General features: G+C 42.0%; 19 protein-coding genes and 1 other RNA gene. 11 read left to right on the top strand and 9 right to left on the bottom strand.

The genetic code is table 11. From position 1 onward, the window contains the following. Positions 1 to 34: 34 nt before the first annotated feature. The 4 genes from katG to R2Q85_RS11455 all read right to left on the bottom strand — a co-directional run bounded on the left by katG (position 35) and on the right by R2Q85_RS11455 (position 4,088). Positions 35 to 2,308: a catalase/peroxidase HPI gene (katG, locus tag R2Q85_RS11470; RefSeq protein WP_316811925.1), complete on the bottom strand. Its 2,274-nt coding sequence runs from the start codon at positions 2,306 to 2,308 to the stop codon at positions 35 to 37. A gap of 152 nt (positions 2,309 to 2,460) precedes the next feature. Then, positions 2,461 to 3,297 (bottom strand): maleylpyruvate isomerase N-terminal domain-containing protein, encoded by an 837-nt coding sequence (locus R2Q85_RS11465; RefSeq protein ID WP_316811924.1) that lies wholly within the window; start codon positions 3,295 to 3,297, stop codon positions 2,461 to 2,463. 8 nt (positions 3,298 to 3,305) lie between these two features. Next, complete coding sequence (locus R2Q85_RS11460; RefSeq protein ID WP_316811923.1) at positions 3,306 to 3,806, bottom strand: DinB family protein; 501 nt, start codon at positions 3,804 to 3,806, stop codon at positions 3,306 to 3,308. Positions 3,807 to 3,914: 108 nt separating this feature from the next. After that, positions 3,915 to 4,088 carry a hypothetical protein gene (locus R2Q85_RS11455; protein ID WP_316811922.1) on the bottom strand — a complete coding sequence of 58 codons (174 nt, stop codon included), beginning with the start codon at positions 4,086 to 4,088 and terminating at the stop codon, positions 3,915 to 3,917. Positions 4,089 to 4,246: 158 nt separating this feature from the next. Here R2Q85_RS11455 and R2Q85_RS11450 point away from each other — a divergent pair, with 158 nt between their 5' ends. After that, positions 4,247 to 4,567, top strand: coding sequence for a hypothetical protein (locus tag R2Q85_RS11450; protein ID WP_316811921.1), 321 nt, complete (start codon positions 4,247 to 4,249; stop codon positions 4,565 to 4,567). 60 nt (positions 4,568 to 4,627) lie between these two features. Here R2Q85_RS11450 and R2Q85_RS11445 read toward each other — a convergent pair whose 3' ends face one another. Further along, a complete protein-coding gene (locus R2Q85_RS11445) occupies positions 4,628 to 5,032 on the bottom strand; it encodes a winged helix-turn-helix transcriptional regulator (RefSeq protein WP_316811920.1) in 405 nt (134 codons plus the stop codon). A 96-nt stretch (positions 5,033 to 5,128) separates the two neighbouring features. Here R2Q85_RS11445 and R2Q85_RS11440 point away from each other — a divergent pair, with 96 nt between their 5' ends. Genes R2Q85_RS11440 through R2Q85_RS11430 form a run of 3 tightly spaced genes read left to right on the top strand, consistent with a single transcriptional unit; the run spans position 5,129 to position 7,052 of the window. Then, a complete protein-coding gene (locus tag R2Q85_RS11440; RefSeq protein WP_316811919.1) occupies positions 5,129 to 5,869 on the top strand; it encodes an SDR family NAD(P)-dependent oxidoreductase in 741 nt (246 codons plus the stop codon). Between the two features lie 48 nt (positions 5,870 to 5,917). After that, the gene (locus R2Q85_RS11435; RefSeq protein ID WP_316811918.1) at positions 5,918 to 6,493 is read left to right on the top strand and encodes a PhnA domain-containing protein; all 576 of its coding nucleotides are present in this window, start codon (positions 5,918 to 5,920) and stop codon (positions 6,491 to 6,493) included. Between the two features lie 22 nt (positions 6,494 to 6,515). Then, positions 6,516 to 7,052: an HAD family hydrolase gene (locus tag R2Q85_RS11430; RefSeq protein ID WP_316811917.1), complete on the top strand. Its 537-nt coding sequence runs from the start codon at positions 6,516 to 6,518 to the stop codon at positions 7,050 to 7,052. A gap of 66 nt (positions 7,053 to 7,118) precedes the next feature. Here the strand turns inward: R2Q85_RS11430 and fsa are convergent, their stop codons facing one another. Next, positions 7,119 to 7,781, bottom strand: coding sequence for a fructose-6-phosphate aldolase (fsa, locus tag R2Q85_RS11425; RefSeq protein WP_316811916.1), 663 nt, complete (start codon positions 7,779 to 7,781; stop codon positions 7,119 to 7,121). Positions 7,782 to 7,923: 142 nt separating this feature from the next. Beyond that, positions 7,924 to 8,023, bottom strand: an RNA gene (gene ffs, locus R2Q85_RS11420) — signal recognition particle sRNA small type. 451 nt (positions 8,024 to 8,474) lie between these two features. Between ffs and gltB the strand changes: the two genes are divergently transcribed. Then, positions 8,475 to 12,983, top strand: coding sequence for a glutamate synthase large subunit (gltB, locus tag R2Q85_RS11415; RefSeq protein WP_316811915.1), 4,509 nt, complete (start codon positions 8,475 to 8,477; stop codon positions 12,981 to 12,983). Between the two features lie 64 nt (positions 12,984 to 13,047). Beyond that, positions 13,048 to 14,514: a glutamate synthase subunit beta gene (locus R2Q85_RS11410; protein WP_316811914.1), complete on the top strand. Its 1,467-nt coding sequence runs from the start codon at positions 13,048 to 13,050 to the stop codon at positions 14,512 to 14,514. 73 nt (positions 14,515 to 14,587) lie between these two features. Here R2Q85_RS11410 and R2Q85_RS11405 read toward each other — a convergent pair whose 3' ends face one another. Further along, the gene (locus tag R2Q85_RS11405; RefSeq protein WP_316811913.1) at positions 14,588 to 15,118 is read right to left on the bottom strand and encodes an RNA methyltransferase; all 531 of its coding nucleotides are present in this window, start codon (positions 15,116 to 15,118) and stop codon (positions 14,588 to 14,590) included. A 15-nt stretch (positions 15,119 to 15,133) separates the two neighbouring features. Beyond that, complete coding sequence (locus R2Q85_RS11400) at positions 15,134 to 16,285, bottom strand: galactokinase (RefSeq protein ID WP_316811912.1); 1,152 nt, start codon at positions 16,283 to 16,285, stop codon at positions 15,134 to 15,136. Between the two features lie 268 nt (positions 16,286 to 16,553). Between R2Q85_RS11400 and R2Q85_RS11395 the strand changes: the two genes are divergently transcribed. From R2Q85_RS11395 to R2Q85_RS11375, 5 genes are all read left to right on the top strand, one after another. After that, positions 16,554 to 17,591: an aldose epimerase family protein gene (locus tag R2Q85_RS11395; RefSeq protein WP_316811911.1), complete on the top strand. Its 1,038-nt coding sequence runs from the start codon at positions 16,554 to 16,556 to the stop codon at positions 17,589 to 17,591. A gap of 121 nt (positions 17,592 to 17,712) precedes the next feature. Next, positions 17,713 to 18,291, top strand: a complete 579-nt coding sequence (locus R2Q85_RS11390) for an RNA polymerase sigma-70 factor (protein ID WP_316811910.1) — start codon at positions 17,713 to 17,715, stop codon at positions 18,289 to 18,291. Positions 18,292 to 18,373: 82 nt separating this feature from the next. Continuing rightward, positions 18,374 to 19,516 carry a FecR family protein gene (locus tag R2Q85_RS11385; RefSeq protein WP_316811909.1) on the top strand — a complete coding sequence of 381 codons (1,143 nt, stop codon included), beginning with the start codon at positions 18,374 to 18,376 and terminating at the stop codon, positions 19,514 to 19,516. A gap of 257 nt (positions 19,517 to 19,773) precedes the next feature. Continuing rightward, positions 19,774 to 23,082 (top strand): TonB-dependent receptor, encoded by a 3,309-nt coding sequence (locus tag R2Q85_RS11380; RefSeq protein ID WP_316811908.1) that lies wholly within the window; start codon positions 19,774 to 19,776, stop codon positions 23,080 to 23,082. Between the two features lie 35 nt (positions 23,083 to 23,117). Beyond that, a complete protein-coding gene (locus tag R2Q85_RS11375; protein WP_316811907.1) occupies positions 23,118 to 24,704 on the top strand; it encodes a RagB/SusD family nutrient uptake outer membrane protein in 1,587 nt (528 codons plus the stop codon). The last annotated feature ends 67 nt before the right edge of the window (positions 24,705 to 24,771 follow it).

Below are 24,771 nucleotides of genomic sequence, written 5' to 3'. Positions count from 1 at the left end.
GCCTTTTTCATTTCCTTATTTAAATAATCTACTATCAGGTGATATCAAACCTGTCCAGGTTCATTATTTTGGTCCAGGCGGCTACAAAATCTTTCAGGAATTTGTCCTGAGCATCTGCGCCTGCATATACTTCAGCAATAGCCCGGAGCTCTGCGTTAGCGCCAAAAACAAGGTCTGCACGGCTACCTGTCCATTTTATTTCGTCAGTCGCACGATCCCGGCCTTCATAAACTTCCCTGTCTGCAGATATTGCTTTCCATGCGGTTTCCATATCCAGCAGGTTTACAAAGAAATCATTGGTCAGCAAACCTGGACGGGAAGTGAAAACCCCGTGTTTAGAACCGTCAAAATTAGTATTCAATACACGCAGGCCACCTAGTAATACCGTTAGTTCTGGTGCGGTGAGTGTCAGTAAATGTGCCTTGTCGATCAGCAGCTCCTCGGTAGATACAGGAACTTTAGATTTGCGGTAGTTACGGAAACCATCGGCAGCAGGCTCCAGGTAACCGAAAGATTCTACATCGGTCTGTTCCTGTGTGGCATCCATTCGGCCAGGGGTAAAAGGAACCTTAATGCTGCTTCCTGCAGCTGCAGCCGCTTTTTCAATACCTGCACAACCGGCCAGTACAATCAGATCTGCCAGCGATACTTCTTTACCGTCTGTTGGTGCAGCATTAAATTCCTTTTGAATGTTTTCCAGTAGGTCCAATACTTTCTGCAATTGGGATGGATTGTTCACTTGCCAGTATTTTTGTGGTGCAAGGCGAATGCGTGCACCATTGGCACCGCCACGTTTGTCTGTGCCGCGGAAGGTGGAAGCCGAAGCCCATGCTGTGGAAACCAGTTCGGCTACACTTAAACCAGATTCCAAAATTTTTGATTTCAGTACTGCGGCATCGTTCTCTGTAATCAGCATGTGGTTAACTGCAGGAATAGGATCCTGCCAAAGCAATATTTCCTGTGGTACTTCAGGTCCGAGGTAACGTTCTCTGGGCCCCATATCGCGGTGTGTTAGTTTAAACCATGCACGTGCAAAAGCATCTGCAAAAGCATCGGGGTTTTCTAGAAAGCGTCGTGATATCTTTTCGTAAGCCGGATCAAACCTTAAAGAGAGATCGGTAGTTAACATGGTTGGCAGGTGTTTTTTTTCACTGTCAAATGCATCAGGAATAAATGCTTCTGCATCTATAGCTACCCATTGATGGGCACCAGCAGGACTTTTAGTAAGTTGCCATTCAAAGCTGAACAGGTTCTCAAAAAAGTTATTGCTCCATTGGGTAGGTGTTTTGGTCCATATGACTTCCAGTCCGCTGGTAATTGCGTCGGCCCCTTTGCCGGATCCATAGCTGTTGCTCCAACCCAGGCCCTGCATTTCCAGATCAACAGCCTCGGGTTCTTTGCCTACATGGTCTGCAGAGGCTGCACCATGAGTTTTGCCAAAGCTATGCCCACCGGCAATTAACGCAACTGTTTCCTCATCGTCCATGGCCATCCGGCCAAAAGTATCGCGAATGTCTCTGGCAGCAGCAACAGGGTCAGGGTTGCCGTCAGGGCCTTCCGGGTTCACGTAGATCAATCCCATCTGTACAGCTGCAAGTGGTTTTTCCAGATTGCGGGAGTGGATATCGCCATCGGCATTGTCGTCTGTGACCAATACACCATCACCCGCTACACCAGGCGAACCATGTGCATAACGCAGGTCACCACCCAGCCAGGTGTTTTCAGCGCCCCAGTATACTGATTCATCTGCTTCCCAGACATCTTCACGTCCGCCAGCAAAGCCAAAGGTTTTAAAACCCATGGATTCCAGGGCCACATTACCGGTCAGGATCATCAGGTCGGCCCATGAAATATTAGCGCCATATTTTTGTTTAACCGGCCAAAGTAATCTGCGGGCTTTATCGAGACTTACGTTATCAGGCCAGCTGTTTAAGGGGGCAAAGCGTTGTAGTCCTGCGCCGGCACCACCGCGTCCGTCGCCCACCCGATAGGTTCCTGCACTGTGCCATGCCATACGGATGAACAGACCACCATAGTGACCAAAATCTGCCGGCCACCAGTCCTGTGAGTCGGTCATGAGCACATGAAGGTCTTTTTTTACAGCTGCGAGATCCAGGCTTTTAAAAGCCTCGGCATAATTAAAATCTTCGTCCATCGGATTGGATGAGGCCGAATGCTGACGCAGGATGCTCAATTTTAACTGGTTGGGCCACCAATCGTGGTTACGGGTACCACCGCCGCCAACATTGTGTTTCATGCTGCCATTATGAAAGGGGCATTTACTGATGTCATTTGAATCTCTTTCCATGTCTTATAAATTATATATTACAGTACTTATGCCCGGTAATTCCAAAGCATTATAAATTTAAGGTATTGGATCAAATAATCACAATCAATTAAATCTATAATTCAATAGCCAGAATCTATGAGTGAAGGAAGGATATGGAAAATGAAATCATATCAGGCCATTACGGATACCATTTGTAAAGCATGTTGCCCCAATTGTTCGTTGCCTGTCATTTCTACCTCATCTATTACCTGTTTTGGTGTCCAGCTTTTAGAAAATAATTTCCAGCTAATATCAGGGGCAATTTTAACAGTCGCAGCTGCTTCCAGGTTAGTATCTTTATTCAATATCCACATGTCTTTATCTTTAACAATGTTCCATTGCCCACCAATTTCAGTGGTTACGATTAAGGAAACCACAGTTCGATCGTCTGCTTTAATATCTTTAAAAGTATGTGGGAAGGCATACATAAAAGTATCCAGAAAAGGGTAATAGAGTTCTCTTGTCATTATACCTTGTTTGCCTACCGCATCCCTGATTTGTTGCTGATGCAGAAACTTCTCCGTGTATTCTCTGGCGGTATTGAACCAGTTTACTGAAGTTTTTTGTCCTGCCCAGGCAACCGGAAATACTGCGTCTTCAAATGGGTCCAGCGCGTTAAGGTGCTGCGACAATTGCTGTCCTGTGCTTTCTAAAAGAAATATCAAAACGTCAGGACTAAGCCTTTTGCAGGCATTTGTCCAGGTCATGTTCAAATTGTTGAGAAAAGCTACCAGTTCCTGATAAGAGTTTATGTTTTCAGTGCGCTCTCCGATGTAGCCATCTCTTGATATGGATAATGTCCTTAAATTTGTATCCAGCAAGTGGGCTGCAACATCCTTAACTTTCCAGAGTTTTGCAATGGTTTGGGCAGCCCATTCTTCATCTGTTAAAGATTTTAACAGGTTGATCAGCATGTTGTTCAACAAAGGGAACAAGTGTAAAGTCTTAATTTCTATTTCTTTATCCATATACTCAATTACTCTGGGGCCATCATGCCAAATTCTGCCCATTCTTCTTTAGCGGGCCCATAAAGCCCAGGTACCAGTAAACCCAGCACCCGCATAATTATGGTCATTTGGCCCCGGTGGTGTGTCTGATGGCCAATCAGTACCCGCAAAATTTTTCCTTTTTCCCATTGTTCTCCATACATTTCTACCTGATCCATTAAACCAGAGTCCGTCCATTTCAAGCGAACTGAATTAGCTAATATCCCGCAATATTGCTGATATAAACTGATGAGTTCAGTATAATCAGATGGGGGTAGAATATATTCCAGCTCATCTTCGGCAAATAAGCCGGCCTTGTGTCCCATTTCAGTAACGGTTTGTGTCAAATGCCAGCCCAGCCTGCCAAGGGAACGGACATCGGGATGGATCTTTTCTTTACGGGTGGTTTCTGTGATTGTGGAAAGTACTTTTGAGGTACCCTGGGTTTCCATTTCCCAATCTTTGGTAAAATCTTCAATGCTCCTGTACATGTGTTAATATTTAAATTTATAACACAAATTTATAAGTTAAAATTAAAAATACTAAAAATATTGGTAAATAAATTATAAACAATTGATCGTGCTAATTTAATTGGTTTTTTACTTCTTTTCTTTCTGCCCGGGATGCAGCAAATGATCACATTCTTTTAAGGTGGCACTTAACTGTGCATTCAACGCTTTCGATTTTTTTTTGAGTTTCGCACTTTTAAGTGTTAGTGCACGGATCTTTTTGTTGTAGTCTTGCGCGTTCAGCGATTCCTGGATGATGTTCATAGCCTTGCGATTTTAACCCAATTTAATGATTCAATATTAATTAAACGTTAAGTTTTGAAAATTCGCATACTTCAGGCTTAAAGTTTCTTCTCACTAAACCATGCCGGGAATTTTGTAGCGCTGAAGATAAATCAGCAGATTTCTGTTACATTAGCCCTATGATCGTCCTTAAACCAGGCGCTGGCCGAAAGCTTCCAGCTCATGATGAAAAACAACTGGAACAATTGCTGATCGGGGAATACCGGGCGTCAGTAATTAATGCGATGTGGTACAGTTATCCGAAGAATGACAACAGGTTGCTCATTGAATATACCATCAGCTTTTATGACAATGATGAACAAACCCACTTTTTTAGAAAAGCCCGTAAAAAAAATGGGCAATGGGAATTAAGTACTGACTTTAGGGTTATAAAGTATAGTATTGGTGATGCGGATGGTATTAACGTATCGGATATTATTGAGGAATATATGGGTGTTTAGAGAGGAGGTCAACAGCGGAAGAGTTTTGATGGTATGTTTATACGACAATTTCATTTTTGCTCATGGTTCCTCCGTTATCAAACAAGTATCCTCAGGGATTGACTTTTCCATATGCTGAACCTGACTGCGGTGCATGTTGCCCCAATCAGACATGGATTTTAGCATGGGTTTCATGGTTAAACCCAGCTCCGTTAATTCATACTCCACACGTGGTGGAACAACGGGGTGTACGATCCTCTTTACCACCTGATCGGTTTCCAGCTCCCGCAGTTGCGCAACCAGCATGCGCTCAGAAATATTTGCAATCGAGTTTCTTAAGTCACTGTAACGCATTTTTCCATACAGTAACCTACATAAAATTGCAGGTTTCCACCTGCCTCCGATAACCGACAAGGAGTAGGCCATGCCACAACTGTCATTGATCTGCTTTTCGTTAAAAGCATTCGTAGAAGTATCTTTTCTCATTTCTTACTGTTTTGTTAGTACCTAACAATTTTGTCCGTACTTACAAATATACCATTGAGACCTTACTTTTGATGACAAATAATAAAAAAGATCATTATGATACGTTTAGAAAACAAAATAGCCCTGGTAACAGGGGGAGGTCGTGGAATGGGGGCCAACATTACAAAAAGATTAGCTGCTGAAGGTGCAACTGTGGTATTGACTTATTCAAAATCTGCAGCGCAGGCCGAGCAGCTGGCGGCGGAAATAAACGCAACAGGAGGGAAGGCTGTAGCCATCAAGGCTGATAGTGCTGATCCTGCAGAACTGACCAATGCAGTTAATCAAACCATTGCAGACTTTGGGCATATTGATATTTTGGTAAATAATGCCGGTATTTATGTTGGAAAAGCATTTGAAGAACATACGCTGGAAGACTATGAAGCGGTGATGGCTGTAAATGTGCGTGCAGTCTATGTAGCTTCACTGGCGGCTGTTAAACACATGCCAAATGGCGGGAGGATCATTACTATTGGGAGTAATATGGCCGATAATGCGGTAGCACCGCAATCTACGTTATATGCGATGAGCAAATCTGCGCTGAGCGGATTTACCAAAGGTTTGGCCAGAGACATGGGCTCAAGTGAAATTACAGTGAACCTGGTACAGCCAGGCCCTATCAATACCGATATGAATCCGGCTGATACGGAACTGGCTGATTTTTTAAGGAGCCGTATGGCGCTGAAAGATTATGGTACCGGAGATGATGTGGCAGGCCTGGTATTTTTTCTGGCCAGTGATGAGGGTAAATACATTACAGGTACGGCGCTTACCATTGATGGCGGGTTTAATGCTTAGTCATTTGAAATCGCTACCTTTATGGCCTTAACTTAATCAACGAAAATATTGGAAGAGGAGTTACTTAAAAGGAGCGAAAATAAGTGCGAATTGTGTCAGTCTGATGCAGCTTTAGTGTTATATGAGGTGTTGCCTCTGGCAGATAGAACTGAAGATAACTGCATCATGATCTGTGACAGATGCCTGGCGCAGGTGGAAAAAACAGAAGATTTGGATGTTAAGCATTTGAATTGTTTAAGGACGAGCATGTGGAGTGCTGTTCCTGGTGTGCAGGTAATTACCTGGCGTTTGCTGAATCGTTTGAAAACGGAGAGCTGGGCTGCAGATAGCCTGGATATGATGTATCTGGATGAGGAAACTTTAGCCTGGGCGCAGGCCGGAGCTGATGAAGAAAGCAATGGTGCCGATGAAGTACATAAAGATTGTAACGGACAGTTGCTGGAGGCCGGAAATTCAGTGGTATTGACGAAAACGCTGGATGTTAAGGGATCTTCTTTGAGCGCAAAGTTGGGTACCGTGGTAAAAAACATCCGGCTGGTTGAAAACAATACCGATCAGATTGAAGGTAAAATTGAGGGACAAACGATTGTTATTCTTACCAAATATGTAAGAAAACAGAACTAAGGGTACATAAAGCATAACAACAATGAACAAAGCTATTTTTTTAGATCGGGATGGTGTACTGAACCATGAAATATACGATTACATTACCAGGCTGGAAGATTTTAAGATACTGGAATATCAGATAGCCCCCTTAAAGAAACTTCATGATGAAGGGTATCTGCTGATCATCATTACCAATCAGGGTGGAATTGCCCAGCAGCGTTACACTGAGGAGGTGCTTGATGAAATGCACAGGGATTTAAACGCTAAATTTGAAGAACAGGGCGCATTGATCACACATGCTTACCATTGTCCGCATCATCCGACAGTTTCCGAGGCATGTAATTGCAGAAAACCTCAGTCGGGAATGCTTTTGGAGGCCATTGCAACCTATAATATTGATCCTGCCTTATCGGTGATGATTGGTGACAAACCGCGTGATGTTGAGGCTGCAAATGGGGCAGGAGTAAAGGGGATACTGATTGTGCCAGATGAGCAAATTGATTACCACCTGGTAAAAAAGGTACTTGCCGGCGATGAATTTCAGACGCTCAGTGCTGGAATGACTGATTTAAAGTAAAACCTATGCTTCTATAAAAAAAAAGCCTGTATCGCATGATACAGGCTTTTTTATAGTTGTGAATTTCTATTGTTTTCCAGAAGCTTTAGCATGATCTGCCAGGAAAGTAGCCAATCCGCTATCAGTTAAAGGGTGTTTTAACAATGCAGTGATGGCTGACAATGGAGCTGTAATTACATCAGCACCCAATTTAGCACAGGCAACAATATGTAATGGTCCGCGGATAGATGCGGCGAGGATCTCGGTAGGATATCCATAATTGTCAAATATTAACCTGATGTCTTCGATTAGTTGTAAGCCATCAGTTGAGATATCATCTAAACGGCCCAAAAATGGAGAAACATAAGATGCACCTGCTTTGGCTGCTAAAAGCGCCTGTCCGGGAGAGAATATTAAAGTACAATTGGTTCTGATACCCTTTGAGGTTAAATATTTGATCGCTTTTACGCCATCTTTGATCATAGGAACTTTAACAACGATCTTTGGGTCTAATTTGGCCAAAGCTTCGCCTTCTTTAATGATCTCTTCGTAAGTCGTTGAAATTACTTCAGCACTAACATTGTCATCAACGATTGCGCAAATTGCTTTATAATGTGCAATTACATTGGCGGCACCTGTAATGCCTTCTTTAGCCATAAGGCTTGGGTTTGTGGTTACCCCGTCTAAAACCCCAAGGTCCTGCGCTTCTTTTATCTGGTCAAGATTAGCGGTGTCAATAAAAAATTTCATATTATTTTAATTATCAAATTGGTTAATGAGTTATTGTCTATTACCGGAAGCCAAAATTAGGTAATTCCGCTGAGGTCTTTTATGAAATAATAGATTATTATAGAATTTTATGAATTTTTACTTCATCAGGAGAAAAGTAAAAAATGGGCAAGCAACTTTTATCGCATCGCTACAACCTTCTACCCTTGCTTCGTTCCCGCCCTGGGGGAGTTCAAAAGGAGCTGATCGTAAAAGACTTGCCCGGCGCAAATGTAGCAAAAGAGTTTAATCTACAAAAGGTAAAAGCAGAATAATTTGCGCTTTTGGGGCTATAATCCTATAATTGATTGATGGTAAATGAATTGTGAATATTGAAAAAATGAAATTATTTACTATTTTTATAATAGCTATTGAGCTATCCAGGTAAATGGCCAATAAAGTTTGGCAGGTTTTTGCAGGTTCATAGCTAGAAAGAAAAGAAAAAAAATGCGATCTGGCGCTGTATTGCCTGTTATGAAAAATTATTCTAAATAACAGCGTTGTAAATTTTATAATTTCAATCGTTGTATTTTACAATAATGTTAATAGGAGGTTGTTTAATTTACAATATGTTGTATATTTCCTAAAAAATATATCAATATTATAATTCATGAATTTTTATTCGTATCTTAGTGTCCGAAATACACTATACCAAACTATTATTAAACGGAACTTATGGAACTAACACAAGATAACCAAGGGTTATACGACCAACGTTTTGAACATGATGCATGCGGCATTGGATTTGTTGCTCATATTAAGGGCAGGAAGTCGCAGCAAATCATTTCGGACGCGATAACTATTCTTGAAAATCTTGATCACCGCGGGGCAGTCGGAGCTGAGATCAATACAGGCGATGGGGCCGGTATTATGATACAGATACCTCACGAATTCTTATATGATGAATGCCTTAAAATAGGCTTCAGCTTAAATGAATCGGGAGATTATGGTGTAGGGATGCTTTTCCTGCCAAAGGATGTGAAAGCTAGAGAAGAATGCAGGGAGATTATTTATCGTGCGGCTGAGAAACTAAACCTGGAGGTTTTAGGTTTTAGAAAGGTGCTGACCAATACGGAAGGAATTGGGAATATGGCTTTATCAGTAGAGCCGGAGATGGAACAGGTTTTTATCGCGCGTCCTTATGCAATTAATGCCGGGGCTGATTTTGAGCGCAAATTATATGTGTTCAAGAATTACCTGTCTAAAACCATTAACAACACCGTAAAAGGTATCAATGGCGAGTTTTATATTGCTTCCTTCTCTTCCAAAACAATAGTATATAAAGGTCAGCTTACTTCGCTGCAGGTGCGGTCTTATTTTACGGAGTTGAGCGACAAAAGGGTAGTTTCGGCCTTTGGTTTGGTACATTCCCGTTTTGCAACGAATACTTTTCCATCATGGAAGCTGGCGCAGCCTTTCAGGTATATTGCCCATAATGGCGAGATCAACACCTTACAAGGTAACCTGAACTGGTTCAGGGCAAGTGTGAAGTCTTTTGCATCTTCCTATTTTACAACTGAAGAATTAAATATGTTGCTTCCTGTAATTGATGAGACCAACTCTGATTCAGGATGTTTAGATAATGTTGTTGAACTGTTGCTACATTCAGGACGTTCTTTACCTCATGTTTTGATGATGCTGATCCCGGAAGCCTGGGATGGTAATGAGGATATGGATGAACTGAAAAAAGCATTCTATAAATTCCATGCTACTTTAATGGAGCCATGGGATGGACCTGCGGCTGTTTCCTTTACAGATGGTAACCTGATTGGTGCTACGCTGGATAGAAATGGTTTACGCCCGCAAAGGTATGCCATTACAGAAGATGACCATGTGATCATGGCTTCTGAGGCCGGTGCCCTGGCATTGGATCAGAGTAAGATCATTGAAAAAGGTCGTTTAACTCCTGGTAAAATGTTCGTGGTAGACATGGAACAGGGCAGGATCATCAGCGATGACGAAATTAAACAACAGGTATGCGGAAGCAGACCTTACAGCGACTGGATCAACAAATACCAGATCAGGCTGGAAGAATTGCCGGAACCAAGATTAGTGTTCAGTGGTTTATCTCAGGAGTCTATTTTCAGGTACCAGCAGGTATTTGGTTACAGCAGGGAAGATGTAGACCTGATCTTAAAACCAATGGCCAGAGATGGAAAGGAGCCTATCGGTTCAATGGGTACTGATATTCCTTTAGCTGTGCTTTCTCAAAAGCCACAGCACCTTTCTTCTTATTTTAAACAATTGTTTGCCCAGGTAACCAACCCACCGATTGACCCGATCAGGGAAAAAGTGGTGATGAGCCTTGCCGGCTTTATGGGAAATAATGGTAATTTACTGGAAGAAAATGCCATGCAATGTCATTGCGTAGGTATCAAGCATCCGATATTGACCAATGTAGAACTGGAGAAATTAAGAAGTATTGATACCGGTGTATTCCAGGCCAAAACCCTGCAAACTTATTTCAGGGCAGATGGGCAGCCTGGAGCTTTAGCTAAGGCCCTGGATCGTCTGTGTCGTTATGCAGTAGATGCGGTAGACGACGGATTCCAGGTGATCATCCTTTCAGACCGTGCATTGGATTCGGAACATGCTGCCATCCCTTCATTACTGGCTGTTTCTACGGTTCACCATCACCTGATCCGTAAAGGGCACAGGGGTGCGGTAGGTATCGTTGTGGAGGCAGGTGATGTTTGGGAAGTGCACCATTTTGCAACTTTAATTGGTTTTGGTGCCACTGCGGTAAATCCTTACCTGGCACTGGAAACCATCGCTGGTTTTGAAACGGAATTTGGTGCTAAGAAAGAAAAACTATTCCAGAATTATATTTATGCAGTAAATAACGGTTTGCTGAAGATCTTCTCTAAAATGGGAATTTCTACTTTGCAATCCTACCATGGTGCACAGATCTTTGAGATTTTGGGTATCAATAAAAGCGTGGTGGACAATTACTTTACTGGTGCGGTTTCAAGAATTGGTGGATTAGGTTTAGATGAGATTGCCAGAGAGACTTTAATCAAGCACAACAGGATCTTTAAACTGGCCAATCGTCCTGATCCGATATTACCTACCGGCGGTAATTACAAATGGAAACGCAAAGGTGAACAACATTTGTTCAACCCTCAAACCATACACTTGCTGCAAAACGCGACCCGCAAAAAGGATTATAGTGTTTACAAACAATATTCAAAACTGGTAAATGAGCAAACCAATCAGGCCTTTACCATCAGGGGATTATTTGAATTTAATTATAACCGTCCGGCTGTTCCATTGGAAGAAGTGGAACCGGTTGAAGGCATATTGAAACGTTTTGCTACCGGAGCAATGTCTTTCGGATCTATCTCTCATGAGGCACACTCTACCCTGGCCATCGCCATGAACCGCATTGGCGGGAAAAGCAATACCGGCGAGGGTGGTGAAGATGAAATGAGGTACGAGCTGCTTCCAAATGGCGATTCTATGCGTTCTGCTATTAAACAGATTGCATCGGCACGTTTTGGGGTAACCAGTTATTACCTGAGCAATGCAGATGAGCTGCAGATAAAAATGGCACAGGGTGCTAAACCTGGTGAAGGTGGACAGTTGCCTGGTGAAAAGGTGGACGACTGGATCGGAAAGGTTCGTCATGCTACCCCTGGAGTAGGTTTAATTTCACCTCCTCCACACCACGATATTTATTCTATCGAAGATTTGGCGCAGCTGATCTTCGACCTTAAAAATGCCAACCGTGCGGCAAGGATCAATGTTAAACTGGTTTCCAAAGCAGGCGTCGGTACAATTGCCGCAGGTGTAGCTAAAGCGCATGCTGATGTGATCCTGGTATCAGGATTTGACGGTGGTACTGGTGCTTCACCTCTAACGTCCATACAACATGCTGGTTTGCCATGGGAACTTGGTTTAGCGGAAGCGCACCAGACATTGGTTAAAAACCGGTTGCGCAGCAGGGTAGTATTGCAAACCGACGGACAGCTAAAAACTGGTAAAGATATCGCGATAGCAACTTTACTGGGGGCGGAAGAATGGGGTGTAGCTACGGCAGCCCTGGTAACTTCTGGCTGTATCATGATGCGTAAGTGTCATTTAAATACATGTCCGGTTGGGGTGGCTACACAAGATCCTAATTTAAGGAAGTTATTTACAGGCGAACCTGAACATGTAGTTAACCTGTTCTATTTCTTGGCTGAAGAGTTAAGGGAGACTATGGCTGAACTTGGTTTCAGATCGGTGCAGGAAATGGTTGGACAGGCAGACGCTTTAAGTGTACGTGCGGTAGAGCCGGCCGACTGGAAATTAAAGGACCTTGATCTTTCTGCCATTTTATATAAAGCACCGGATAACGGATTGAGCTTGTACCAGACTGAAGAGCAGGATCATGGACTGGCAACCGTGCTGGATCATGAACTGATTAAAGCTGCACAGCCGGCCTTAGCCAGCAAAGAGCCTATATACAGAGAGTTTGAATTGAAAAATACAGACCGCGCAATAGGTACTATGCTTTCTAATGAAGTATCTAAAATCTATAAAAGCCAGGGTTTACCTGCAGACACCATCAACTTTAAATTTAAAGGTTCTGCCGGGCAAAGCTTTGGTGCATTTGCAGCAAAAGGTATTTCATTGCAATTGGAAGGTGAAGCCAACGATTACGTAGGTAAAGGACTTTCAGGTGCAAGATTGGCCATTTATCCTTTCAGTAACATCAAGTATGTTCCTGAGCAAAATATCATCATTGGTAACGTAGCTTTATATGGTGCAACTTCTGGTGAGCTGTTTGTACGCGGACAGGCGGGTGAGCGCTTTGCGGTAAGAAACTCTGGGGCCACAGCCGTTGTTGAAGGACTTGGTGATCATGGTTGTGAGTACATGACGGGTGGTGAAGTACTGGTAATTGGTGGTACAGGAAGCAATTTTGCTGCAGGTATGAGTGGTGGTATTGCCTGGGTATATGATGCCAAAGGTGACTTTGCCAGTAAATGCAATAAGGAAATGGTAGATCTTGATCCACTGGATGAGCAGGACGAACTGAGGATCAATGTATTGTTGAAAAGACATATCCAATTGACAGACAGTAATGTGGCTAAGTTCATTTTAAATGACTGGACTACACAATCTGCACATTTCATCAAAGTATTCCCTAAAGAATACAAAGCAGTATTACAAAGCAGGGCTCAAAAAGTTAAAGTTTAAGCCACTCACAGATCAACGAAAAAGAAACATGACCAGAATAAATAATTCAAAAATAGCTTAGACAATGGGAAAAGTAACTGGATTTTTAGAGTATGATAGAACTGCTCCTGTAAAAGAAGATGCTAAAACTCGTTTGAAACATTACAACGAGTTTGTGGAAACTTTTGAAGCTGAGCAAATGAACAAACAGGCAGCAAGATGTATGGATTGTGGGGTGCCGTTTTGCCAGTCGGGCTGTCCGCTGGGTAACGTAATCCCTGAATTTAACGAAGCTGTATATAAAGGTGACTGGCAGTTGGCAACAACTATTTTACTGAGCACCAATAATTTCCCTGAATTTACGGGTAGAATTTGTCCGGCACCATGCGAATCGGCATGTGTACTGGGTATCAACAAGTCTCCGGTATCCATTGAAGAGATTGAGAAGCACATCATCGAAACTGCTTTTGCAAAAGGCTACATCAAAGCTGAGCAGCCACTGATCCGCACAGGTAAAAAAGTTGCGGTAATAGGTTCTGGACCTGCAGGTTTAGCTGCTGCTGCACAATTGAATAAAGCCGGACATGAGGTAGTTGTTTACGAACGTGACGATACCCCGGGCGGTTTATTAAATTACGGCATTCCTGATTTTAAACTGCAAAAAGATGTGGTAACCAGGCGTATTGCATTGATGGAGAAGGAAGGTATCGTATTTAAATGTAATGCAAACGTGGGTGTGAATGTAGAACTGAACACCTTATTGAGGGATTATCAGTCGATCATCCTTGCTGGCGGATCAACCATTCCACGTGATCTCCCTGCTAAGGGCAGGGAAGCAAAAGGAGTTCATTTTGCAATGGACTTTTTAAAGCAGCAAAATAAACGTGTAAGAGGTTTTGCAGTTGAAGGAGAAGACATTTTAGCTACCGGAAAAGATGTGATTGTAATTGGTGGCGGTGATACCGGATCTGATTGTATTGGAACTTCTAACCGTCAGGGTGCTAAATCGGTAACACAGTTCGAGATCATGCCAATGCCCGCTTCGGCACGTACATCAAATATGCCATGGCCAACTTATCCGATGCTGCTGAAAGTAACTACCTCGCACGAGGAGGGTTGTGAACGTGGCTGGGGGGTGAACACCAAGGAGTTTATCAAAGATGAGCATGGAAACCTGAAAGCAGTTAAAGTGGTGGATGTAGAGTGGGATATTGATCCTGCCGGCCGCCCTTTAAACTTCAAGGAAAAACCTGGTACAGAACGTGATTTGCCTTGCCAGCTGGTATTGTTAGCCATGGGGTTCCTGCATCCGCAAAAAGAAGGTTTAATTGAAAAATTAGGTGTGGAAACAGACAACAGAGGTAATGTTAAAGCTGAGGAAGGTAAATATCAGACCAATATTGCTAAAATATTTGCTGCCGGTGACATGCGCCGTGGTCAGTCTTTAGTAGTTTGGGCAATTTCTGAGGGTAGGGAAGCTGCCCGCAAAGTAGACCAATACCTGATGGGGCATAGCAGCTTACCATCTAAAGATGGTATTCCTTACGCATAAGTAATTAGGATAAGAAATAAGAAGGCGCTGGCATTTTACCAGCGCCTTTCTTGTTAAAGTACATGTTGCAGTGCTACAATCTTAATTTAGCGAAGAAATCCCAAAGTACAATACCTGCAGAGATAACGATATTAAATGAGTGTTTGGTGCCAAACTGCGGAATTTCAATACACTCATCAATTCGGGCCATCACCTCATCAGCAACTCCATTCACTTCATTGCCAAAAATTAGTGCATATTTTTTAGACCTGGAAGGCTTATAGGTATTTAACATGATACTGCCGGCAGCCTGTTCTATGCCAATGATCTGATAACCATCGGCCTTTAGGGAAGCTATGGCATCAAGAGTAGTTTCAAAATGAACCCAGTCTACTGATTGTGTAGCACCTAAAGCTGTTTTTTCAATTTCTCTGTGCGGTGGCCGGGCCGTAATGCCGCACAGACATAGTTTTTCAATGGCAAAGCCGTCTGCTGTTCTGAAAACCGAGCCAATATTGTGCATGCTGCGCACGTTGTCTAATACCACTATAACTGGTAGTTTCTCTTGCCCTTTAAATTCTTCAACTCCTACACGGTTCAGCTCATCTAATTTTAACTTTTGCATAAGGCAAAAGTAAAATTAAATCACGGAAGCACCATTACCAATTTCACTGACATAAATGGCAGCAGGGTAACCGATGCGCGCTACATAAAAATCACCGAGCTTTCCGGCAAAGTCATCTTCCTGGCCTTTCTTAAGTAAAGCAATGGCGCAACCACCAAAGCCTGCACCTGTCATCCGTGCACCAATCACGTGTTCATAAGCGGAACAGAATTCCACAACAGCATCCAGTTCTGCGCCTGTTACTTCATATAGGTCCTTGAGTGACTGATGAGATGCATACATCAATCGGCCAAACTCAGTTAAGTTGCCCTCATTTAAAGCCTTGGCAGCTAAATTTACACGGTCATTTTCCCGGATTACATGGGTTGCTCTTTTCAACACAGTTGGATCTGTAATCAGATGGCTGTGCAAGGCAAATTTTTCCGCGGTCAATTCGCAAAGATTATGCAGGGTAATTTCCTGGTTTAATTGTTGCAATGCGGTCTGACATTCTGCCACACGCTCATTGTATTTGGACTCAGCCAGTTTTCGTGGTTTATTGGTATTGATGATGGCCAGTACGTAGTCGCCCAGATTACAGTCAACAATTTTATATTTTAAGGTGTCGCAGTTCAATACGATGGCTTTGTCTGTCTCGCCAAAAGCAACGGCAAACTGGTCCATGATACCGCAATTTACGCCGATAAATTCATTCTCCACTTTTTGGGCCAATAACGGGATTTCAATTTTTTCATAGCCAAGGTTAAAATAATCATTTAAAGCATAAGCCATGGCTACTTCTATAGAGGCTGAGGAAGATAAACCTGAGCCAATTGGAATATTCCCGGAAAACAGAAGATCTAAGCCTGTTGGGATCTGGTGTTTTTTTAAGATTTCATGGAACACACCCAATGGGTAGTTGTACCATTCAGGACCGGTTTTGGTATAAGAAGACTGAAGTTCAAATTCACGTTCTTCAGGAAAGTTTACACTCTTAAACCGGATGACATTATCGTCGTTGGGCGCAATGCTCAACCAGGTTCCTAAAGTAACGGCACAGGGCATAACCAAGCCTCCGTTATAATCAATATGTTCTCCAATAAGGTTTACACGACCGGGGGTAAAATAGTTCTTTTTTGGCTCATGTCCATATTTCTCCAGGAATTTACTGATCATTTCGGTTTTCATTGTTCGGTTTAATATTATATTTTAAATTAAGTTTCGGTTTTAAATAAAGTATTGATAGTATTGTTTTAAATAACAACGCTCCTAAGATACGATTTATGAGCTCAAAATGGGTTTGGACTCGTAAAAAAGTACATAAAAAAGCGAGGATACTCCATCAAAAAAAGAAATGAATAAACAGGGAAACCATCATGATCTCACGGATCATATCATAGGGTGATGATAAGATCAGGATGGTTCCATCAAAAATGAAAAAACGATAAATAAAGAGATGAAAACAAAGCTGATCAAGACTGGAAAAATTATTGATGGGAAAGAGATATTAGGTGTAGAGCTGACCAATACGCAAGGCACTTATGTTAAAATATATAATTATGGCGCTATTATCAACAAATTTATCGTTGCCAACAAGCACGGAGAGAAACAGGATATTGTATTGGGTTTTGATGATGTAGATCAATATACCAGTGAGGACTATCTGCAAAATTATCCTTATTTCGGCGCTGTAATCGGCCGTTATGCGAACCGGATTAAAAACGGAAGATTTTCGATAGATGGTGAAACCTATCAGCTTTCGCAAGCCAGTGGCGGAGATTGCCTGCATGGTGGAGATATTGGTTTTGACAGAAAGGTTTGGGATGTATTATCTACAATTGATCCAAGCGTTACCCTGCAATATGTCAGTGCGGCAGGTGAAGAGCATTTTCCAGGAAACCTCACTGTTCAGCTTACGTTTAAGCTTACGGATGAAAATGAGTTGATTCTTGACTTTAAAGCAACAACCGATGCCCCTACGGCAATTAACCTGACTCATCATAGTTACTTTAATTTATCACCTGATGGTGGCTCAGTGGCGGATCATTTGCACAGGATGCCTGCCAGTTATTACCTGGAACAGGACGATAATTATGTGGTTACCGGAAAACTATTGCCGGTAGCAGGTACGATACATGACTTTTTAGGTGATAAAACTATTGGACGTGACTGGAATGCTGCAGAAGGATATGATCAGACTTATGTTCTTGATAAAGAGTATGGGGAATTTACACTTGCTTCGGAAACTTCAGAACAAAGCGGGGGACTAAAACTATCTGTATATACAACTGAACCCGTAGCGCATTTTTATACAGCGAAATATATGGACGTGAAAGGTGGTAAAGCAGGAAAAGATTATCATCCTTTTGAAGCCTTTTGTGTAGAAACACAGCACCATCCTAATGCGATTAATATACCCCAGTTTCCAAATACAGTTTTAAGACCTGGTGAGATTTATAAACAAACAACGATTTATAAAATTGAGCATAGTTAAAATGATAAAATTGAGAAATGGACGGGATGAATAGTTAATTTTATGAAAATAAATATTTAATATTGAGCTGTTACATTTGAGGGTGATCATTCGGAGATGCAATGTAATCACTGTATAACCAATGGAAACATATACCAGCTATTCTGATCAAAAATTAATGGACTTGTTTGTATCAGGCGATGATGCTGCATTTAAGGAGATTTATCTGCGGTATGACAAGTTACTTTACCTGTATGCTTATCATAAACTAGGCAATAAAGAAGAAGCCAGGGATGTTGTTCAGGATGTATTTGCATGGATGCTCAACAACCGGGATACCCTCCATTTAAAAACTACACTTTCCGGATACCTTTATAAATCTGTGTTGAATAAGATATTTAACTTGTTTAAACACCAACAGATACTGAAGAAATATGCTGATGAGGGTAATCATTATATCGATATGGAAAGTTCAGAAACGGATTTTCTAATCAGGGAAAAGGACATTACTGCGCTGATCGAAAAGGAAATTTTGGCTATGCCAGCGCGGATGCGTGAGATTTATGAGTTGAAAAGAAATCAATACCTGTCTGCCAAAGAAATTGCGCAACAATTGGATATTGCGGAGTCTACCGTAGCTACACAAATGAAAAGGGCAATGAAACACCTGAAATTAAAGCTTGGTCTATTGATCTATGTGCTCGTTGTCATTAATTTCTGAGTGATAAAATATTTTTACCGGTTGTACCCATTTTAGTTTTCTGAATTGCCTTTGCTTTATATAAGGTTTTCTAAAAAAAGTAATGGACAGAAAGGATATCAAAAATATACTTTACAAAGTAGATTCGGGCACTGCTTCTGCAGAAGAGGAAGAAATAGCAAAATATTGGCTTCATTATTTTCATAAGGATGATATTTCTAAACTTTCAGCAGCCGAACTGGATGAAGAAAGTGAATTGATATTCAAAGCTTTGATGAAAAACCGGAAAGTTAAATCTGCCGGTTTAAATCGTTTTTGGTATTCTGCAGTCGCTGCTGCGATAGTTATCATCACAGGTTCAGTTTTTTTTTACAATCATCAGGAGAGCAGGAAACCGCTTAGTTCTTCAAATATTTATGTCAACGATGTAGCACCGGGTACAAAAACGGCAACTTTAACACTTGCAAATGGTAAAAGAATTGTTTTGTCTGATGCGCTGAATGGGCAGATTGCGAAACAGGCAGGTGTTTCCATTATTAAGACCCCGGACGGACAATTGATTTATAAGATTGATCCTGCGGTACAAACTGATGCAAAACAAACCTATAATAGCCTGACTACATCAAGATCAGAAACGTATCAGATCATCCTTCCGGATGGCTCTAAAGTATGGCTCAATGCGGCTTCTTCCATTAAATATCCTTCAACTTTTGCTGCGCTCAAAAAAAGGGTAATTGAACTTAACGGAGAGGCTTATTTCGAAATTTCAAAGGATAAGGAACGTCCTTTTATTGTGAAAACAGCTGATCAGGAAGTTGAAGTTTTAGGTACACATTTCAACGTAAACGCATATGGCGATGAGGAGGCAACAAAAACTACTTTATTGGAAGGGTCGGTGAGAATAAATATTGGAAAGGCAGTTGCTGGCATGTTAAAGCCCGGTCAGCAGGGCATATTATCTGGGGATAAACTGGAAATTGAGCCCGCAGATATCGAAACAGAACTGGCCTGGAAAAATGGCTTTTTCCGCTTTAATGATGAAAAACTGGAAAGTATAATGAGGAAAATATCCAGGTGGTATGACATCGAAGTTGTTTTCGAAAACGATGCGCTGAAGAAAGAACCATTTGCTGGTGTAACCACTCGTTTTACCAATGTATCTGAGTTACTGAGAATGCTGGAACTGACTGGTGAAGTTAAATTTCAAATTAAAGGCAGGCAGATCAGGGTATTGAACGCAAAATAAATAACCAATATAAACCAGAATCATGATGAAAAAAGAAAACTCAACTTAAGGGCAACAGAAATGGTTTTAAAGGTAAAAATCAGGAACACTCGCAATGCTCCTGATCAAATATCTGATAAAACCAAAATGCATTGCTGAAAACAATTTTATTCAATTAAACAGATACTCAAATGTATAAAAATTTTACGAAGATTTTTTGTACGCCTCATGGCTGCATCAGGAAATTCCTGCTGATTATGAAAATTACAACGATTTTAATGTTTGTTACATTAATGCAGGTAAGCGCTTCGGGTTTTGCACAGCGCATTACCCTTAATCAGAAATCAACTACTTTAAAAAGGGTTTTTAATGAAATAAACAAGCAAACCGGTTATAACATATTATGGTCTGCAAAAAAGGTGAAGAATACACAGCTTATCCACGTGAACTTTGAAAATATTCCCTTGCGGGAAGCACTGGACAGGTGTTTGGATGGGTTTCCCTTAACCTATACCATTGAAAATAACGTCATTGTAATCAGGGAGAAAGAAAAGACCTTTACAGAAAAAATCATTGATTATTTTAAGATTATTGAGGTGACCGGAAAAATTACGGATTTAAATGGTGCTCCCTTACCTGGGGCCTCCGTAATGGTAAAAGGAACCGCTATCGCTGCAACGGCCGATGCAAATGGACAATACCTGATTAAGGCGCCAGATAATGAGGCTGTCCTGATCTTTAAGTATGTTGGCTTTTTAAGCCAGGAAGTTAAGGTTGATGGCAGGAAAAACATAAACGTACAATTAAAAGAAGATCAGCAGCTGCTTACCGAGGTTGCTGTGGTAGGCTACGGTACGGTTAAAAAAGTAAACCTGACGGGTTCTTTGTCTATCCTGGACATGTCTACACGTGAGAACAGGCCCCTTACCAATGCCAGTCAGGCTTTGCAGGGCGTTTCAGGTTTATGGGTAAACCAGGCCGGTGGCAAGCCAGGGCAGGATGCAGGAACCATCCGGATCAGGGGAATCAGTCAGATAGGCGCATCTGGAAACAACAACCCGCTTGTATTAGTGGATGGGGTGGAGTATCCTTTAAGTGAAATCAATCCGGATTTTATTGAAACGATGACTGTTTTAAAAGATGCTTCGGCTGCGATCTATGGTTCAAGGGCGGCAAATGGAGTTATCCTTGTCACTACAAAAGCTGGTATAAAAGGAAAAACAGAGATTAATTATAATTTTAGCTATGGTGTACAGGAAGCAACTGCCTTACCAGATGTGCTTTGGGATCCCATACAGTATATGCAGCTGAAAAATCAGGCACTGATCAACGAGGGTAAATCGGCTGCTGCCGTTGATTATTCAGCCGCGCAGATTACCGAGTACCAAAATGGAATGGCCAGTAACCCGATAGCCTATCCGAATCTGAATTGGTTTGACCTGGTCCTAAAAAACGGATACATTCAGCAGCACAATTTAAGGTTCTCCGGAGGGACTGATAAAGTACTGTACAATATAGGCCTGGGCTATATGGATCAGGACGGAATTTTAATAGATGCTAATCATGCCAACAGGTATACTTTAAATGCAAATATTTCAGCAGATATCACGAAAAGACTAAAGATCGGGACAAATATTGTGGGCAATTACCGTAGCTATACAGAACCCGCATTCGGTGGAAACTCTGGCAGTGCAACCAGTTATTATTTCACCCGCTTAACGCGTGTGCTCCCTATTTTTACCCCTTATACTGCCGACGGAAAATATGGATCAGTTGTATTTCCCACCCCAGGACGAAATACCATCGAGAACCCCATCATGTTACTTAAGGAAGGGCGGAACTTTCGTACTCCCCAGCGTTTACTGGCAAAGGTTTTTGCAGATTACGAATTGCCTTTTGACCTTAAATACAGTGTCAATTTTGGGGTTGACAGGTTAGATGGCTATGCCAGTGTTTTTACCCCATTAATCATGTCCTATCATCCTATTACCGGAGCAGTAAACAATTATAATGTCAATCCAAATTCTTATGAATACAATGAGAACGAGGTAAACATGTCGTTTTATCAGACTTTAACCTGGAATAAATTAATTGCCAAAAAGCACAGCATTTCCGGGGTAATTGGTACCAGTTATAATAATTTTTACCGGAAATGGTTTAGCGGGCAGATAGAAGGTTATTTCGACAACACCTTAACCGACCTCTCTGCTGGTTCAGTTAACCCTACAACGCTGGGAGTCAGGACCAAAGATGTACTTTCTTCTTATTTTGGAAGATTAAACTATACCTTTAATGACCGGTATATTCTGGAAGCAATTGTCAGGTACGATGGCTCTTCCAGATTTTCGACAGGAAATAAATGGGGTGCTTTTCCATCCGTTTCCGCTGCATGGCGTATAGATCAGGAAAATTTCATGAAAGGTATGCCATTCATCAATCAGTTTAAGCTCCGTGGTTCCTGGGGCAAACTGGGTAACCAGGCTGTAGAGCTTTACAGTTATTTGAATTCAGTAAGGCTGGGCTCAGATTATTCATTTAACAATGTAATTAGTCCGGGTGCCTCTGTTAACGCCTACAATGATCCAAGCATTTCCTGGGAGACGACAACAACAACAAATTTGGGATTGGATTTTGAAGGCTGGAAGGGACTGCTTGGTTTTACCTTTGATGTGTTTAAGAAAAGAACTTCCGGTATCTTGCGGCCTGTAGGAATTCCACAACAGGTAGGCGGGCTAACTGGCCCGCAAAAAAATGTAGGTACAGTAGATAACACTGGTTTTGACCTGAATTTGTCGCACCGCAATACCATTAACGATTTTACCTATGCGTTCACCGGGGGGGTAAGTTATGTGAAAAATAAGGTAGTCAGCTTAAATGGAGAAACGATCATAAGTGGCAGAAGGATCATCAAAGAGGGTTACCCGATTGACTCTTACTATATTTACCAGGCAGACGGTATTTACCAGAACCAGCAGGAGGTTGATAACAGTGCCAAAGTAAGTACAGGCGTGCGGCCTGGCTATTTAAGGTATAAGGATATCAATGGTGACCATAAGATTGATGGTGATGACCGGGTGATCACAGGCAGGTCCAATCCACAGTTTACTTATAGCTTCAATTTAAATCTGGCTTATAAAAATTTAAGCCTGAATTCCTTCTTCCAGGGAGTTCAGGGAATAGATCTTTATCCGACCGTAAATCTTGCCCAGCCATTTAATAATGGGGCTGGTGTCACCAGGGAATGGGCGACCGATTCCTGGACACCTTCAAATCCTGGAGCGAGATTACCTATTCTTACTACCGCTACAGGTGCACCTGAAATGTACTCCACACCAAATTCCTCTTCATTCTGGTTACAGGATGGCTCTTATTTGAGGTTAAAAAGCCTACAGTTAAAATATGATTTTAAGAAGGAGTGGATCTCGAAACTGTCTTTAAGTAAGGTGTCTTTATTTGTCAACGCAGAAAACCTGGTCACTTTTACAAAGTTTAAAGGCTTTGATCCGGAAAAAGACATTAAATCTGATACTTTTTATGAATACCCAACATTGAAAACATTCAATTTCGGGATCAATGCAACATTCTAGAAGCAATATGCTTCATCATTTTAAAAAATTATAATATGAAACAGATATCAATTATACTTTTGCTGGCCATTGTGTTTACATCTTGTAAAGATGCATTAGATACCCAGCCGAATGACAGGTACACAGAAGAAACGTTCTGGACCTCAGAAAAGACAGCCTTGGCTGGTTTAACAGGATGTTACCAGGTTTTAACCTCAAATTCATTATATGGGTATGCTACACCGCTTTGGGAGGAAACAGCAACACCCAATGCATACAATTATGACAATTCTGCAGGTTTCGGTGTCATTGCACTTGGAACCCATACCGCAAGCAATGCCCAAACTGGAAATATTGTTACCGGTGTTATTGAGGGAAGATGGAAAGATTGTTACCGCGGGATCGGCCGCTGCAATACTTTTCTAAAGAAGGTAAATGATGTGCCCATGGCCGATGCGCTGAAAGACAGGACAAAAGCAGAAGCAAAATTTCTACGTGGTCTGTATTATTCTTTGCTGGCTACTTATTATGGAGGGGCGCCATTGATTTTAGATCCCCCGGATCTGGATTCCCAGGGTAAATTGCCAAGAAATAGCAGGCAAGAGGTAGTGCAGCAGGTCATAAAGGATATGGATGAAGCTGCTGCAGTTTTGCCGCCTAAATATACCGGGAATGACATTGGCCGGGCAACGAGCGGCGCGGCGCTCGCGGTAAAAGCCAGGATGCTTTTGTTTGAAGCCAGCCCGCTCAATAACCCTTCCGGAGATGCAGTGAAATGGACTGCGGCGGCAAATGCTGCCAAGGCGGTAATGGACCTTCCCGGTGCTGGCTATGGTTTATTTCCGAATTACAGACAATTGTTTTTACCAGCGAACGAGAACAAACAGGAAACAATTTTTGATGTGCAATATACCATTTCAGCTCCTGGGTTTGGCAATTCTTTTGACCTCATCAATCGCCTGTACAATACAAACGCTCCATTGCGGGATCTCATCAATGCTTATGACATGAAAGACGGTCTTTCACCTGCACAATCGCCTTTGTATGATGCCACAAAACCTTATGAAAACCGGGATCCACGCATGTATCAAAGCATTGTCTATCCTGGAGATACCTATCTGGGAGCGCCTGTCACCAATAGTACTTTTAAACAGACCGGGTATGGGGTGAAAAAATACGGCATCTACGACAAGGAAGCTGTACCTTCCGCCGATCTGATTAACAGTGCAGGAAGATCGCAGATCAATTATATGGTCATACGGTATGCAGATATACTGCTGATGTATGCTGAAGCACAAAATGAAGTGCTAACGGCTCCCGATGCTGCTGTTCGAAATACGGTAGAACTGGTTCGTCAGCGTGCCGGGCTTGTGCCTTACCAGGTACCTGTTACACTTACCAAACCCCAAATGCGCGAGTTGATCCGTCATGAGCGGAGAATAGAATTTGCCTTTGAGGGATTTTATTATACCGATATCAGAAGATGGAAAATAGCGGAACTGGTATTACCTGGTCCTGTATTTAATTCGCAAAACCAGCAGATCGTAATCCGCAATTTTAATCCGCTAAGGGATTACTGGTGGCCTATTGCACAAACCCAGAGAGAACTCAATCCAAACCTTGCACAGAACGATAATTATTAAAACGTAATGATGCATAAAAAGCGTCAAACGATGCTTCTTATGCATCATTAATGGTGTTTATTAGAAG

The organism is Pedobacter heparinus, from assembly GCF_032678725.1.
Classification (GTDB): domain Bacteria; phylum Bacteroidota; class Bacteroidia; order Sphingobacteriales; family Sphingobacteriaceae; genus Pedobacter; species Pedobacter heparinus_A.
The sequence above is the reverse complement of the archived record's forward strand: the minus strand, read 5'-3'. Positions and strand labels throughout refer to the sequence as shown.